We start from the raw sequence: 15,302 nt of genomic DNA, 5'->3' as shown, positions 1-15,302 counted from the left end.
ATGAATGAGGTTATCGCGTTAATTGACCGAGTTTCTGGAGCAGGTTCTTTTAATAACTAGGTACTTATTGTAGAATGTACATTAGGAATCATTCCGAATAAAGGAGGCTACTCCATATGGCAATTGAAATGAAGACAACATATGGCAATATTGACATCACAAGTGACGTCATCGCGACACTCGCAGGTGGTGCGGCGATGGAATGCTTCGGTGTGGTCGGCATGGCTTCACAAGCACAATTGAAAGACGGCATTGCTGAATTGTTAAAACGTGAAAATTACGCGCGTGGTGTCGTCGTACGTCAAGAAGATGAAGACGTACATATCGACATGCACATCATTGTAAGCTACGGAACGAAAGTATCTGAAGTTGCATACAACGTGCAGAGCCGAGTGAAGTATACGCTTGGAGAAACTTTAGGATTAAACGTTTCGTCGGTAAATATATTCGTTCAAGGCGTTCGTCTGACGAATGACTGACGAAAACGGAGGAGGATTTGGTGTGGGTTTAAAACGTTTAGATGGATTGGCGCTCTCAAACATGATCGCGAACGGAGCGGCCAACTTGAGCCAAAACGCAGATTATGTGGATTCGCTTAACGTCTTCCCGGTTCCAGACGGAGATACGGGAACGAACATGAACTTGACGATGACGTCGGGTGCGAAAGAAGTAGCAGCGATGAACTCATCAGATATCGCAGAGGTGTCATCGAAGTTTGCTCGTGGACTACTTATGGGAGCACGTGGAAACTCAGGCGTTATTTTAAGTCAGTTGTTCCGTGGATTCGGTAAAGCGGTTGAAGGCAAAGCGGAACTGACAACGGTTGATTTTGCAGAGGCGCTCAAGCGCGGTGTCGACACGGCATACAAGGCGGTTATGAAACCGGTTGAAGGAACGATTTTGACGGTTGCTCGTGAAGCGGCCGACGAAGCGCTCCTTGCGTCAGAGTCGACAAGTGATTTCACTGAATTTATGAAACGTGTCATCGCAGAAGCGAAAGCATCGTTAGACCGTACACCGGACTTGTTGCCGGTATTAAAAGAAGTCGGCGTCGTCGACTCAGGCGGTCAAGGTCTTCTCGTCATCTACGAAGGATTCCTTGCAAGCCTTGAAGGAAAAGAACTCGAGAAACCACATGCACCTGTCATGGATGCGTTGATCGAGGCAGAACATCATGCACATGCGGCACAAGGGTTCATGTCAACAGAAGACATCGAATTCGGCTACTGCACGGAGATCATGGTTCGTTTCCAAGACGAGAAGTTAAAGGATGCGCCGTTCAATGAAGACGCATTCCGTAACGAATTGTCAGAACTAGGGGATTCTCTCCTTGTCGTCGCGGACGAAGAACTCCTAAAAGTTCACGTGCACGTCGAGACTCCAGGTGAGGTCATCACGAAAGGTCAGCGTTTCGGTGAACTCGTTGCAGTCAAAATCGAGAACATGCGCCAACAGCACTCGACAATCCTTGAAGAAGAACACGGCGTAAATCAGCACGGTGTTCAACAGGCCGAGAAGCCAAAAGCACCATTTGCGATCGTAACGGTGGCAATGGGTGAAGGCGTGAGTGAATTGTTCCGTTCGCTTGGGGCGGCACATGTCATCGAAGGCGGTCAGACGATGAACCCATCGACAGAAGATATCGTCAAGGCGATTGAATCTGCACATGCGGAACATGTCTTTATCTTCCCGAATAACTCAAACATCATCATGGCTGCTGAGCAAGCGGCATCTGTCGCACCATGCGGCGTCTCTGTCATCCCGACGAAGACGGTCCCACAAGGTCTTGCGGCGGCAATCGCCTTCAACCCAGAGGCGGATGTCGAGATGAACGAACAAGCGATGAAAGCGGCTGCCGCGACTGTGAAGTCTGGTCAAGTCACTTACGCTGTTCGTGACACGAGCATCGATGGTGTGGAAATCAAGAAAGACGAGCATATGGCAATCGCAGAGAAGAAAATTGTTTCTTCATCGACGTCAAGCCTCGAAGCGGCTAAAAAGTTGGTCGATGCACTCGTCGAAGCAGACGATGAAATCATCACGATCTTAACAGGTGAAGGCTCATCTGAATCAGACGTGGAAGCGTTGACGTCATATATCGAATCTGTAAATGATGAGATTGAGATTGAAGTACACGACGGCAAACAACCGCTTTACTCTTATATTTTTAGTGTGGAATAAGCTGTTTCAAGTCCCTACCTTCTGTATAATGAAGGTAGGGATTTTTGAAAGGGGGAAAATGAAGTGAAATATCGTAGTGTGTTTGACATTATTGGTCCTGTCATGGTCGGGCCGTCGAGTTCGCATACGGCCGGTGCCGCACGCATCGGGCTGATGGCCGGGAAGTTATTCGGGCGAACGCCCCGCACCGCGCGCATCACGTTTTACGGATCGTTTGCGGACACGTATCGGGGTCACGGTACGGATGTCGCGATTGTCGGTGGAATCATGGGATTTGATACGTTTGACTTGCGGATTCCACAGGCGTTAGACATCGCTCGTGAAAAAGGGATCGAGGTCATCTTTGAGACGAGTGACTTGTTGACGGATCATCCGAATACAGCCCGTGTCTTACTCGAAGATGAGTTCGGGACATTTGAAATCGTCGGGATTTCAATCGGTGGGGGAACGATTGAGATCACGGAACTGAATGGGTTCCCGTTGAAATTGACAGGTGGAGGACCTGCGCTCGTCGTCTTGCATCATGACCGATTCGGCGCCATCGCTGCAGTGACCGGCGTTTTGGCAAACCATCAATTGAACATCGGGCATATGGAAGTGAGTCGTCACGAAAAAGGAATGCAAGCTTTGATGGCGATTGAGATTGATGAAACGATTCCTGCTGAAGTGATCGCAGAACTGGAACGGTTACCGCAAATCGAACGGATAGCTATTTTTGGGGAATAAGGAGAATGTGAGATGTTTAAATCAGTAGAAGAGTTAGTGACGATTGCCACAGAACGAGGCATCCCGATTTCTGAAGTCATGATCGAACAAGAGATGCACGTCAGACGCTCGAGCCGGGAGGACATCGTCGGGATGATGGACCGAAACCTCGAGGTCATGGAAGAAGCGGTTGAACGCGCCCTTCAAGGTGTCACATCGGTGACGGGATTGACGGGGAACGATGCCGTACTCATGCAAGAGTATATCCAATCAGGCAAATCACTGGCTGGAGACCTCATTTTAGATGCCGTGTCAAAAGCCATCGGGACGAACGAAGTAAATGCGGCGATGGGACGGATTTGTGCGACACCGACTGCGGGGAGTGCAGGCGTCGTACCTGGAACGTTATTCGCTGTGAAAGATCGTCTCGAGATGGACCGCGATGCGATGATTCGCTACTTGTTCACGTCAGGCGCTTTCGGTTTCGTGGTGGCGAACAACGCCTCGATCTCGGGAGCGGCAGGTGGTTGTCAGGCAGAGGTCGGTTCAGCGACCGGAATGGCTGCAGCCGCCATCGTCGAAGCAGCCGGCGGGACACCGGATCAGTCGGCGACGGCGTTCGCAATCGCCCTTAAGAACATGCTCGGTCTCGTCTGTGACCCGGTGGCAGGGCTCGTTGAAGTCCCATGTGTGAAACGAAACGCCATGGGTGGTGCCAATGCCATTGTCGCGGCGGACATGGCCCTCGCGGGAATCACATCACGCATTCCTTGTGACGAAGTCATTTCAGCGATGCATGAAGTCGGTCAAATGATGCCGACCGCATTGAAAGAGACGGCGAAAGGCGGACTGGCGAATACGCCGACGGCTCGTCGCCTCGAACGAAATATATTTGGAGCGAAAGAAGATGCAAAACAATGAACGACTGACGACTCTGAAAGGTGTCGGGCCAGAGATGGCCAAAAAACTAGAAGTGATGGGACTTGTTCGAATCGAGGACGTGCTAGAGCACGTCCCGTTTCGTTATGAGAATTATAACAGTGGGACCGTAACGACAGCCGTTCACGGTGACTTGGTCAAGTGGAGTGGGACGGTCCAGGCAGAACCGCTCGTTCGCTACTATAGTAAAGGAAAGAATCGACTTCAGTTCAGATTATTGTTAGAAGAACGTTATGCGGTCCAAGTGACGATGTTTAACCGCGCATTTTATAAAGAAAAGTTAGCAATCGGCGAGACCGTCACGGTCAAAGGGAAATGGGACATGAATCGGATGACGATCAGCGCGACCGACCTCGAATTTGGTGCTCCGTCAGGCGGACTTCAACCAATCTATTCATTACGAGCGGGACTGACACAAAAGAACTTTAGTCGTATCGTCAAGTTAGCATTTGAACAAGTGAGCGAGCTTCCGGAGCGTGTACCGCCGTCCATACGGGCCAGGTATCGACTTGAGGACCGGATGGATATGCTACGTGGTATGCATTTTCCAGATAGCGTGGAAACGTATAAGCAGGCGAGACGGAGTTATGTTTATGAAGAATGTCTCATGTATCAATTGAAATTGCAGGCGTTTCGGAAAATGGAGCGGTCAGGAAACGGTCGGGCCCTTCAACTCGATAAGCATCAATTGAACGAGTTCGTCAAACGACTCGCATTCCCGTTGACGGGAGCCCAGACACGGGTCATCCGTGAAATCGTATCCGATTTGGAGAAGCCAGAACGGATGAACCGATTGCTACAAGGGGATGTCGGGAGCGGGAAGACCGTCGTTGCCGCGATTGCCTTGTATGCGACCGTCATGGCTGGGTATCAAGGGGCGTTGATGGTGCCGACCGAGATTTTAGCAGAACAACATGCGACGTCTTTGCAGGAACTGTTTGAACCGTTTGGCATCACCATCGCCCTCTTGACGAGCTCGGTGAAAGGAAAGGCGCGAGAAGCGCTTCTAACGGCAATTCAATCAGGAGACGTCGACATCATCGTGGGGACACATGCGCTCATTCAAGGACCCGTCGAGTTTTCGAACTTACATTTGGCGATCACGGATGAACAACATCGATTCGGTGTCGAACAACGAAAGAAACTTCGCGATAAAGCGGAATTTGCGGACGTCTTATATATGACCGCGACCCCGATTCCGAGGACACTTGCCATCAGCGCTTTCGGAGAGATGGACGTCTCGACAATCGATGAGATGCCGAAAGGCCGAAAACCGATTGAAACATATTGGGCGAAGCAAGACCAAATCGACCGTGTCCATTCGATGGTCGACCGTGAATTGTCTCTCGGCCGTCAAGCATATGTGATCGCACCACTCATCGAGGAGTCGGATACGCTCGAGGTCGAAAGTGCGACGGCTTTGTATGAACTGTTGAAAGAACGGTTTCCGAACTATTCTGTGGGGCTGATGCACGGAAAGCTGTCGAGCGCAGAAAAAGACGACGTGATGAAGTCATTTGCTGACAACGCGACGCAAATTCTCGTATCGACGACGGTCGTCGAAGTCGGGGTGAACGTTCCGAACGCTTCACTCATCATCATCCATGACGCCGAGCGTTTCGGTCTCGCGCAATTGCACCAGCTACGTGGCCGCGTCGGTCGTGGTGCCCATCAATCGTTCTGTATCCTCGTCGGGGACCCGAAGTCAGATGTCGGGAAAGTACGACTGAAAACGATGACAGAGACGAACGATGGATTCGTATTGGCAGAGAAAGATTTAGAGTTACGTGGTGCCGGTGATTTCTTTGGTACCGCCCAAAGCGGTCTTCCGAGCTTCCGGGTCGCAGATCCCGTTCTCGATTTGAAAGTGATGGAAGTGGCCATGCAAGATGCCGTGAAACTTCTCGGGAGCGACGCCTTTTGGCATGACGCCCAATATGAAGGATTACGTGGCTATTTGAAACAACTCGACCTTCTCGTTGGGGAAAGGTTAGAATAATACTTGAAAATGACGACTAAAGAATATATACTGCTATTAGTACCAGGTATTAAGTTCTTTAGCGATTAGTTTAGGAGGGAACTGAATGCGGGTACCTAAGAAAGAGCGGCAACGCTTGTTACAAGAAACGATTGAGCGCAACCCGTTCATCAAAGACGAAGAACTATCAAAACAGTTTTCCGTCAGCATCCAGACGATTCGACTCGACCGGATGGAATTAAAAATTCCAGAAGTGAGGGAACGAATCAAACATGTGGCTTCCGAGCACCTCGATGAAGTCAAATCGCTTTCAATGAGCGAGGTCATCGGTGATATGATTGACTTGAAACTCGATGACTCTGCGATTTCTGTCCTCGATATAGAAAAAGAACACGTCTTTAGCCGCAATGAGATTGCACGTGGGCACGTCCTTTTCGCGCAAGCCAACTCGTTAGCGGTGGCGCTCATCAATGATGAATTGGCGTTGACCACTAAAGCGGAAATCCGGTTTAGTCGCCAGGTTCATCTTGGAGAGCGAGTCGTTGCCAAGGCTCGTGTGATGAAGCTAAGAGGGGACGGGAGAACAGACGTCACGGTCGAAAGTTATGTCGGTGAGGAGCGCGTTTTTGAAGGCGACTTCACGATTTACCGACGTGGTGAGGAGGAACAAGCATGAAATTAGCAATTGATGCAATGGGTGGCGATCACGCACCGAAAGCAATCGTAGAAGGTGTGAAACGGTTCGTCGAACAATATCCGAATGAACCGATGGAACTCTTTCTAGTCGGTGACGAGGTAAAAATTGCCTCTTATGGACTTGACGATCCTCGTGTGACGGTCGTTCCAGCAAGTGAAATCATTACAGGTGAGGATGAGCCTGTTCGTGCGGTCCGCCGCAAAAAGGACAGCTCGCTCGTCGTAGCGGCAAACCTTGTCAAAGAGGGGAAAGCGGATGCTCTCGTGTCTGCCGGGAACACCGGCGCCTTGATGGCAGCTTCTCTCTTCGTTATCGGACGAATCCCAGGAATCGAGCGTCCGGCATTATCTCCGACGTTCCCTACATATACAGGTAGTGGTGTCGTCGTGCTGGATGTCGGAGCGAATCCGGATGCGAAAGCGGAACATCTTGTGGATTATGCGATCATGGGTTCACTGTATGCAGAACATGTCCGTGGCATCAATTCACCGCGTGTCGCCCTTCTCAATATCGGGACGGAAGCCGGAAAAGGAAATGCGCTCACGAAAGAAGCGTTCCCCCTCCTTGAACAGGCCCCTGTCCACTTTGTGGGGAATGTCGAAGCGCGTGAAGCGATGTCGGGGGACGTGGACGTCATCGTGACGGAAGGATTTGCCGGAAACATCTTGTTAAAAGGTGTAGAAGGGTCCTCAGCGATGCTCATGAAGATGATGAAAGAACAATTCACGAGCAACCTTGTATCAAAACTTGCCGCTCTCATCTTAAAACCGAAATTAAGTCGATTGAAAGAAACGCTTGATTATCGTGAACATGGGGGAGCCGGATTATTCGGGATCAATGCGCCTGTCATCAAGGCACACGGATCGAGCGACGCACTTGCGATTGCGAGTGCGTTGAAACAAGCGAAAATCATGGTAGACCACGATGTCGTCGATAAAATCAAGCGTGCCAAAGCGATAGACTAAGCGAAAGCAGGTGAGGACATGGGGAAAGTAGCATGGGTGTTCCCAGGACAAGGCTCTCAAGCCGTCGGAATGGGGCAGACCTTTTTAGACCAACCTGAAGCCCTTCAGGCAATCGGGCGTCGACTCGGATTTGACCTTCTTGAAGTCATGTCTGCCGGGTCGAAAGAAGACCTACAAGAAACAGAAGTCGCACAACCAGCCATCGTGGCACATGCCTCGTTGCTTGCACAAGCCTATGCGGCAAACGGTGCGACACCAGATGTCGTCATCGGACATAGCGTAGGGGAATATGCGGCGCTCGTCTCAGCGGGGGTCATCGATTTAGAAGAGGCGACCGTGCTCGTTCGAGAACGTGGTAATTTGATGTCTTCTGTGAAAGATGGAACGATGGCGGCAGTCGTCGGAATGACCGATCTTCAAGAAGCGCTTCATATCACTGAAAAAATTAGCGCGAGTGGGGACTTGGTTCAAATCGCTAACTTGAACTGCCCTGGCCAGTTTGTCATTTCCGGGCAGATCGATGCGGTCGAACAGGCGAGTGTAGAATTGAAGGCAGCCGGCGCGAAACGTGTATTGCCGTTAAACGTCTCCGGTGCGTTCCACAGTTCATATATGATGCCGGTGGCGACACGTTTCCAAGATGTCCTCGCCTCATCACCGTTCCAAGAAGCGTCTGTCGATTTCATCTCGAATGTGGATGCGGCTGTGCATCGTGATCCGGAACATCTGAAAGCGTTGTTGACGAAACAACTGTATTCGTCGGTTCGTTTTGAAGAATGTGTTCGAAAAGCGATTGCAGACGGGGTGGACACGTTCATCGAATTCGGTCCATCGTCACCACTTTCAGGGTTGATTAAACGAATCGATTCGAATGTATCGATTCAAAAGGCGACCACGTTGGAAGAAGTCGCCTCGTTAGGAGGAGAAGTTCGTGCATGATCAAGTAGCGATCGTGACTGGCGCGTCCCGTGGAATCGGTGCGGCCATCGCGAAACGTTTAGGGGAAGACGGCTTCCGTGTCGTCGTGAATTACTCGGGTAGTGAAGAAAAAGCAAACGCTGTCGTGGCGGCCATCGTCGAAGCAGGTGGCGAAGCTACGGCCGTGAAGGCGGACGTCTCAAACGCTGACGACGTTAAAGCGCTCGTCAAGACGACGGTCGATACGTATGGACGCGTCGATTGTCTTGTGAACAACGCGGGCATCACACGTGACGGGTTACTTATGCGCATGAAAGAAACGGACTTCAATGACGTCTTATCGACGAACTTGAAGGGCGCGTTCCTCACATCGCAAGCGGTCACACGTTCGTTGCTCAAATCAAAATCGGGGCGAATCATCAATATCGCCTCGGTCGTCGGGATTACGGGGAATGCTGGACAAGCCAACTATGCGGCTGCGAAAGCAGGGCTGATCGGATTGACGAAATCAGTGGCACGCGAACTCGCAAGTCGTCATGTGACGGTCAATGCCGTTTGCCCAGGTTTCATCCAAACCGATATGACTGATGCCTTGACAGATGAACAGCGGAACGCTACACTCGAGCAAATTCCGTTCAATCGTTTCGGGCAAGTCGAAGATGTGGCGAATCTCGTCTCATTCTTAGCATCTGAACAAGCCGCTTACGTGACCGGTCAGACGATTGCCGTCGATGGCGGCATGACGATGGCGTAAAAGAGAACTTTACCAATAGACAGACATTTAATATACTTACCTTTGGAGGGATTTTATCATGACAAAAGAACAAATTTTAGTAGACGTACAAGAAGCAGTAGCAGAGAAGCTCGGGAAAGACATTTCTGAGATCACTGCAGAGAAATCGTTCAAGGACGACCTTGGCGCTGACTCGCTTGAAGTAATGGAAATGGTGATGGACCTCGAAGACAAATTCGACATCACGATTGAAGACGAAGACGCTGAGAAGCTTGCGACTGTTGGCGACGTAGTAGCGTATATCGAAACAAAAGTGTAATCAAGCCATCCCACCGCTCGGTTCCGAGCGGTGGGCTTGTGCTTATTCATGGAGGGAACTATGACAAAAGACAAACGACGGTTTGACCGTCAAGGGTCGGCGCAACGGCGCCGGCGTCAGGAAATGGAACGAGCACGCATCTTAGAATTATTCAAGTCATTAGAAGAGCGTTTAGACGTTCAGTTTTCGAATCACGACTTGCTCATGCAGGCGTTCACACACTCTTCATACGTGAATGAACAACGTGGATTACGAAAAGACAATGAACGCTTAGAATTTTTAGGGGATGCCGTGCTAGAATTGACCGTATCCCGCTTCCTATATGAGACTTATCCGGAGCGCTCCGAGGGGGAATTAACGAAATTACGGGCGGCGATCGTTTGTGAGCCGTCACTCGTGAATTTTGCGGAGGCCTATGCTTTCTCTGACTTCATCTTACTTGGAAAAGGTGAAGAGTTGACCGGTGGACGAAAACGTCCGGCACTACTTGCCGATGTATTCGAATCCTATATCGGTGCTCTTTATTTAGACCAAGGGATTGAGGCAGTCGAACGATTCCTCGCCGAAGCGGTTTTTCCGAAAGTCTTAGCGGGTGTATTTGAAGAACAGACCGATTTCAAGAGCCAGTTGCAGGAAAGTGTGCAACGGGAAGGCTTAGGTCCGGTCACGTATGAAATCATCGAGGAGCGAGGACCGGCGCATAGCCGTGAATTCGTTGCCCATGCACGGCTCAGTGACGACATTGTCGGAGAAGGAGTCGGGCGCTCTAAAAAAGAAGCCGAGCAGTTGGCGGCCAAAGAAGCGCTCATCGCGTTCAATCGACGTTACGCAGATCTATAAACAAAAAAGGAGTGGACCATTCGCAATGGTTCCACTCCTTTTTCATGTCAATTGGCCGAGTTCTTCGACAATCCCGTCGACTTCCGATAAAGAGAGGGAAGAACGTGTCATTACGTACTCGTAAATCTCTTTCACCGCTGATGGGTCAGCCGCATTATATTCTTCCGCCTTGATCGCACCGCGGTTAATAATGTTCATTTTGTCCAAAATCGCTTCAATCATCTGTTCATTCGTCATCTGTATTCCCCTTTCTACAGTTCTTTTAAGAATAGCATGATTCTGTCATTTTGACGAACTGTTAACTGTGGTAAAATATACAGATGAATGCTTACTGCGGATAGGATGGTCACGATGCACTTAAAACGAATCGAACTCGCCGGCTTTAAATCATTTGCCAAGCGAATTGAATTAGATTTCCGTCCCGGCGTCACGGCTGTAGTAGGGCCGAACGGAAGCGGAAAATCCAATATATCGGACGCTGTTCGCTGGGTACTTGGAGAACAGTCGGCCAAATCACTTCGCGGTGCCAAGATGGAAGACGTCATCTTCGCCGGAAGTGAAGGTGAGAATCACCGAAACGTCGCGGAGGTCACGCTCGTCCTCGATAATCGCGACGAACAGTTACGTCTCCCTTATGAAGAAGTGAGTGTGACCCGTCGCGTGACCCGAAGTGGGGACAGCGACTATTTTATGAATAAAAAACCATGTCGTCTTAAAGACGTCATTGACCTCTTTTTAGACACAGGTCTTTCCCGTGATGCGTTCGCGATCATCGGGCAAGGTCGAGTCGAGCAAGTCATTTCCGGGAAGCCGGAAGACCGCCGTGCCGTCATCGAAGAGGCGGCGGGTGTCCTTAAGTATCGCCAGCGTAAAAAACAGGCTGAGCGTAAATTGCAAGACACCGAATTGAACTTGTCACGTGTCGACGACATTTTATTTGAATTGGCTGACCGGGTGGAACCACTTCGTGAGCAGGCGGCGCTCGCTCGGGAATATACAGTGGCAAAAGCCCGTCATGACGAGCTCGAAACGGGAATCATGGGTGCCGAAATTCAGTTGCTCCAACAAGAAATTGAACAAGTGACGGTACGTCATACAGAATCGATCAAGCAGTTATCGGATTGTGATCGTTCGGTACAACACCTCACGGAGGAACGTACTCAACTTGAGGCTACGCTATCGACCCTTCGTGAAGAGTTATCCGAGATGAACCAAAAAGAGCGCGAACAGTCGACGTATGTCGAACGCTTGACGGGTGACATCAAGCTCGCGAAAGCACAAGAAGAGCATGGAGCCGAAATGAAAGAGCGTCTCGTCCGTCAACGTGAAGAAGTGAGCGCCGAGATGGAAGAACTCGAGACTCGACTGGCGGTCGTTCGTGACGAATTGTCTAAAAAAGTAGATACGTTGCGACAAACGACCGAGGCGAGAGATGCGCTTCAACAACAATTGACAGCCGCCTCGCGTGATTTCAATGCCGAGATCGAAGCGTTACAAAGTGAGGCATTCGAACTCGCGACAACGCGAGCGACAATCAGTAACCAACAAAAGCGGGAGCAACGGGATATCGATGTCGCCATCGAGTCGAAAGAACGTCTCCTTCGTGAGAACAAACATCGTCTTGATGATCGGTCTTCACAAGAAGCAACACTCGAAGCGGCACGGGAACAATATGAAGAAGTGCAAGGCCGTTTCGAACTACTGAGTAAAAAAGAAACGGAACTTCGCGACCAAGAGACGGCGATCCGTGAAAAGTTGACACGGGCAGAAACGTCTTACTATGACCTCGAACGTCGTCGTCAAAAGACGGAAGATCGGATTGAGATGCTCGAACGGATGAAGCAATCGTATGAAGGATATTTCCATGCGGTTAAGTTTGTATTGAAAGACCGTTCATCAGGTGTGCTTGGTGCCGTCGCTGAACTGATTCGTGTTCGTCCTTCGTATGAAGCCGCCATCGAAACGGCTCTCGGACAGACGCAACAACATGTCGTCGTCAAAGACGAGACAGTCGGACGTCATGAAATCGATCGATTGCGCAAAGCGAACGCAGGTCGCGCGACGTTCTTACCGATGACGACGATCAAACCAAGATTTGTACCGACTGAGGTGTTACATCGCCTCGAATCGATGACTGGATTTGTCGGGGTGGCATCTGATTTAGTCGAGACGGACGAGTCGTTCGAAACGTTGAAAAAATCACTTCTCGGTTCGGTGCTCGTCGCCGAGACGTTAGAAGTCGCGAACCGGATTGCGCAAATGACCGGATACCGTTTCCGCGTCGTCACGCTCGAAGGAGACATCGTGAACGTCGGTGGTTCGATGACCGGTGGGAGTCGTAAGCAAGGGGTGGCCTTGTTCACACAATCGCGTGAGTTAGACGACTTGAAACAAGGATTGACGCAAGGGCTTGCGATGCTTCATGAGCAAAAACAACGTCTTCAAGAATACACGGAAGCGTTGAAGACAATCACTGAAGCATTATCAACGCTACGAGACGAGAAACGTACCGTCGAAGGATCGCTTCGAGAGGTCGAGGCTACTTACCGTACCGCCGAACGCGCCTCGCTCGATGCCAAGTCACAACTTGAACTGTTCGATCATGAGATGCTGCGTTACGAGAAAACGATTGAGACGTCGACAGCCGAACTCGAACGTTTGACGAAAACGTTGGCAGATACGGATAAAGTGCAAGCGGACATTCGTGTTCGTCTAGAGTCGCTTCGTGCCGAACAGGCAAAAAGTGCCGAAAGTACGGGGCAACTTGAAGCGATGCTTCGTCAAAACGAGCTCGACCTACAACGCCATACGCTCGAAGAAGAACGGGTTCGCTATGAAGTGGAGCGCTTGACGACTGAACGGAAACGTCTACAGGACCGGACCGATCAGATGAATCGTGAACTTACGCGACTTGACAGTGGGGAAGTCGTCTCATCTGCCGAGTTAGAAGAGACGCTCGCTACGGCCAAGCTTGAATTCACCAACATTCAAGAGCGACTTCAAAACATGACGGCAACGCTCAAGTCAAATGAAGAGGCGTACCGCATCATGCGTCAACGTGTCGATCAAGCGACGGAAGCGCGGCGTCAAGCGGAAGCAGTCGTTCGAAAACTAGAGACGGCGAAACAAGAGTTCGAATTAAAACGACAGTGGAAGCTCGATGCGTTAGAGGAACACGGGCTCGTTGCAGAACTCTTACCGGCGCTTGAGATTCCTCTTGATGAGGCGAAAGAAGAGTTCAAATTGCTCGTTCGTCAAATTGAAGAGATCGGACCGGTTAACTTGAATGCGATCGAGGAGTTCGATAGCGTTCATGAGCGCTTTACGTTCTTGTCTGAACAGCGGGATGACTTGGTCAGTGCGAAAGAAGATTTGTATGAGATCATCGCCGAGATGGACCGTGAAGTGACACGTCTTTTCAAAGAGACATATACGAACGTTCGGGCACACTTCAAACAGACGTTCACCGAGTTGTTCGGTGGGGGAGAGGCCGATTTGAAATTGGTCGATGAGTCTGACTTGTTGAATACAGGGATTGAGATCGTCGCCAAACCGCCTGGCAAAAAGCTACAGACGCTCAGTCTGTTGTCTGGAGGAGAGCGGGCACTTACGGCAATCGCCTTACTGTTTGCGATTTTGAAAACGCGTCCGGTACCATTCTGTGTCCTCGATGAAGTCGAAGCGGCGCTTGATGAGGCGAACGTACATCGGTTCGGGGAATACATTCGCACGCTCTCAATCGACACGCAATTTGTCATCATCACGCACCGAAAAGGTACAATGGAAGCGGCAGATACGCTTTATGGCGTCACGATGCAACAGAACGGAGTGTCCGAAGTGTTATCGGTCGAACTGTCTGAAGCAAAACGTGTCGTAGAAATGGATGAAGAGATGGAGGAATCACGTTGAGTTTTTTCAAGAAATTAAAAGAGAAATTAACGACATCTACCCAAGAGGTGTCACAAAAGTTTACGGACGGATTGACGAAGACGCGTGACGGATTTGCGAGTGCCGTCAACGACCTCGTTTACCGTTTTCGCGAGGTGGATGAGGACTTCTTCGATGAACTCGAAGATTTGCTCATCCAAGCGGATGTCGGCGTCACGACGACGATGGACCTTGTCGAAGACTTGAAAGAAGAAGTCAAACGACGCAACTTGAAGGACCCGGTCGCTGTTCGGGATGCTCTCGTTGAAGTGGTGGCGAAACGCCTTCAGGAAGACGAATCTGACCGTGAACTGAACATGCAAGACGGGCTCACGGTCATCTTGTTTGTCGGTGTGAACGGGGTCGGGAAGACGACGACAATCGGAAAATTGGCGCATCAATTGAAGTCGGAAGGTCGTAACGTCATGCTCGCGGCAGGAGATACGTTCCGTGCAGGAGCGATCGAGCAACTTCAAGTATGGGGCGAACGCGTCGGAGTACCGGTCATTCGTCAAACGGAAGGGTCTGACCCGGCTGCCGTCGTATACGATGCAGTTCAATCTGCGAAGTCACGTAACATGGACGTGCTCATCTGTGACACGGCGGGACGCCTTCAAAATAAAGTGAACTTAATGAAAGAACTTGAAAAAGTGAAACGGGTCATCGAACGAGAAGTCCCGAACGGACCACATGAGGTCTTACTTGCATTAGATGCAACGACGGGACAAAACGCTATGATTCAAGCAAAAGCGTTCAAAGAAGCGACGAACGTGAGCGGAATCGTCTTGACGAAACTCGACGGTACAGCAAAAGGTGGGATTGTTCTCGCGATTCGAAATGAACTCGATATTCCGGTCAAATATGTCGGTCTCGGGGAGAAGATGGACGATTTGCAAGAGTTTGACCCAGAGCAGTTCGTCCTGGGGTTGTTCGGAGACGTTTTCGAGGACAAATCAGAAGAGGATTCAACTGAAAATGAGGACACAAACAAAGACCTCGCCTAAGTTTTACTGTTAAGAAAAAAACTTGACAAGTACTAGGCACGGCTGTACTATTGGTAGTTGTAAAGGGATTTCACTTAACATGTGGAGGTGAAAGGT

At 50.2% G+C, this 15,302-nt stretch carries 14 protein-coding genes; 13 read left to right on the top strand and 1 reads right to left on the bottom strand.

Annotated elements, in window-relative coordinates:
* The first annotated feature begins 116 nt into the window (after nucleotides 1-116).
* The 11 genes from KNO92_RS05605 to rnc all read left to right on the top strand — a co-directional run bounded on the left by KNO92_RS05605 (nucleotide 117) and on the right by rnc (nucleotide 10,275).
* On the top strand, nucleotides 117-479 hold the full coding sequence (locus KNO92_RS05605; RefSeq protein ID WP_015881350.1) for an Asp23/Gls24 family envelope stress response protein: 363 nt from the start codon (nucleotides 117-119) through the stop codon (nucleotides 477-479).
* 22 nt (nucleotides 480-501) lie between these two features.
* Nucleotides 502-2,181, top strand: a complete 1,680-nt coding sequence (locus KNO92_RS05600; protein ID WP_214760389.1) for a DAK2 domain-containing protein — start codon at nucleotides 502-504, stop codon at nucleotides 2,179-2,181.
* A 63-nt stretch (nucleotides 2,182-2,244) separates the two neighbouring features.
* A complete protein-coding gene (gene sdaAB / locus KNO92_RS05595) occupies nucleotides 2,245-2,907 on the top strand; it encodes an L-serine ammonia-lyase, iron-sulfur-dependent subunit beta (protein WP_074034808.1) in 663 nt (220 codons plus the stop codon).
* A 12-nt stretch (nucleotides 2,908-2,919) separates the two neighbouring features.
* Entirely contained in the window at nucleotides 2,920-3,807 is an 888-nt protein-coding gene (gene sdaAA, locus KNO92_RS05590; protein WP_214760387.1) for an L-serine ammonia-lyase, iron-sulfur-dependent, subunit alpha, read from the top strand.
* Nucleotides 3,794-5,824 (top strand): ATP-dependent DNA helicase RecG, encoded by a 2,031-nt coding sequence (recG, locus tag KNO92_RS05585; RefSeq protein ID WP_214760385.1) that lies wholly within the window; start codon nucleotides 3,794-3,796, stop codon nucleotides 5,822-5,824. Before sdaAA ends, recG begins: the two co-directional genes overlap by 14 nt.
* 85 nt (nucleotides 5,825-5,909) lie before the next feature.
* On the top strand, nucleotides 5,910-6,479 hold the full coding sequence (gene fapR, locus KNO92_RS05580) for a transcription factor FapR (RefSeq protein ID WP_074034802.1): 570 nt from the start codon (nucleotides 5,910-5,912) through the stop codon (nucleotides 6,477-6,479).
* Entirely contained in the window at nucleotides 6,476-7,465 is a 990-nt protein-coding gene (gene plsX, locus KNO92_RS05575; protein ID WP_214760383.1) for a phosphate acyltransferase PlsX, read from the top strand. Before fapR ends, plsX begins: the two co-directional genes overlap by 4 nt.
* 18 nt (nucleotides 7,466-7,483) lie before the next feature.
* A complete protein-coding gene (fabD, locus tag KNO92_RS05570) occupies nucleotides 7,484-8,404 on the top strand; it encodes an ACP S-malonyltransferase (RefSeq protein WP_214745501.1) in 921 nt (306 codons plus the stop codon).
* On the top strand, nucleotides 8,397-9,137 hold the full coding sequence (gene fabG / locus KNO92_RS05565) for a 3-oxoacyl-[acyl-carrier-protein] reductase (protein ID WP_214760381.1): 741 nt from the start codon (nucleotides 8,397-8,399) through the stop codon (nucleotides 9,135-9,137). Before fabD ends, fabG begins: the two co-directional genes overlap by 8 nt.
* A gap of 58 nt (nucleotides 9,138-9,195) precedes the next feature.
* A complete protein-coding gene (gene acpP / locus KNO92_RS05560; protein ID WP_074034794.1) occupies nucleotides 9,196-9,435 on the top strand; it encodes an acyl carrier protein in 240 nt (79 codons plus the stop codon).
* A 123-nt stretch (nucleotides 9,436-9,558) separates the two neighbouring features.
* Nucleotides 9,559-10,275, top strand: a complete 717-nt coding sequence (gene rnc, locus KNO92_RS05555) for a ribonuclease III (protein ID WP_214693956.1) — start codon at nucleotides 9,559-9,561, stop codon at nucleotides 10,273-10,275.
* A 42-nt stretch (nucleotides 10,276-10,317) separates the two neighbouring features.
* Here the strand turns inward: rnc and KNO92_RS05550 are convergent, their stop codons facing one another.
* Nucleotides 10,318-10,512: a DUF1128 family protein gene (locus KNO92_RS05550; RefSeq protein ID WP_015881361.1), complete on the bottom strand. Its 195-nt coding sequence runs from the start codon at nucleotides 10,510-10,512 to the stop codon at nucleotides 10,318-10,320.
* Between the two features lie 114 nt (nucleotides 10,513-10,626).
* Between KNO92_RS05550 and smc the strand changes: the two genes are divergently transcribed.
* A complete protein-coding gene (gene smc, locus KNO92_RS05545; RefSeq protein WP_214760379.1) occupies nucleotides 10,627-14,184 on the top strand; it encodes a chromosome segregation protein SMC in 3,558 nt (1,185 codons plus the stop codon).
* Nucleotides 14,181-15,206 carry a signal recognition particle-docking protein FtsY gene (ftsY, locus tag KNO92_RS05540; RefSeq protein WP_074034782.1) on the top strand — a complete coding sequence of 342 codons (1,026 nt, stop codon included), beginning with the start codon at nucleotides 14,181-14,183 and terminating at the stop codon, nucleotides 15,204-15,206. The genes smc and ftsY overlap by 4 nt, the downstream gene beginning before the upstream one ends.
* Nucleotides 15,207-15,302 lie beyond the last annotated feature (96 nt).

It is taken from the genome of Exiguobacterium sp. s129 (assembly GCF_018617585.1).
Classification (GTDB): domain Bacteria; phylum Bacillota; class Bacilli; order Exiguobacteriales; family Exiguobacteriaceae; genus Exiguobacterium; species Exiguobacterium aestuarii_A.
The sequence above is the reverse complement of the archived record's forward strand: the minus strand, read 5'-3'. Positions and strand labels throughout refer to the sequence as shown.

What these genes read in the sequence shown, in the direction of transcription:
- KNO92_RS05550 (WP_015881361.1), bottom strand. Translation starts at nt 10,512, where the DNA reads ATGACGAATGAACAGATGATTGAAGCGATTTTGGACAAAATGAACATT.
- fapR (WP_074034802.1), top strand. Translation starts at nt 5,910, where the DNA reads ATGCGGGTACCTAAGAAAGAGCGGCAACGCTTGTTACAAGAAACGATT.
- acpP (WP_074034794.1), top strand. Translation starts at nt 9,196, where the DNA reads ATGACAAAAGAACAAATTTTAGTAGACGTACAAGAAGCAGTAGCAGAG.
- fabD (WP_214745501.1), top strand. Translation starts at nt 7,484, where the DNA reads ATGGGGAAAGTAGCATGGGTGTTCCCAGGACAAGGCTCTCAAGCCGTC.
- recG (WP_214760385.1), top strand. Translation starts at nt 3,794, where the DNA reads ATGCAAAACAATGAACGACTGACGACTCTGAAAGGTGTCGGGCCAGAG.
- sdaAA (WP_214760387.1), top strand. Translation starts at nt 2,920, where the DNA reads ATGTTTAAATCAGTAGAAGAGTTAGTGACGATTGCCACAGAACGAGGC.
- smc (WP_214760379.1), top strand. Translation starts at nt 10,627, where the DNA reads ATGCACTTAAAACGAATCGAACTCGCCGGCTTTAAATCATTTGCCAAG.
- KNO92_RS05605 (WP_015881350.1), top strand. Translation starts at nt 117, where the DNA reads ATGGCAATTGAAATGAAGACAACATATGGCAATATTGACATCACAAGT.
- rnc (WP_214693956.1), top strand. Translation starts at nt 9,559, where the DNA reads ATGGAACGAGCACGCATCTTAGAATTATTCAAGTCATTAGAAGAGCGT.
- plsX (WP_214760383.1), top strand. Translation starts at nt 6,476, where the DNA reads ATGAAATTAGCAATTGATGCAATGGGTGGCGATCACGCACCGAAAGCA.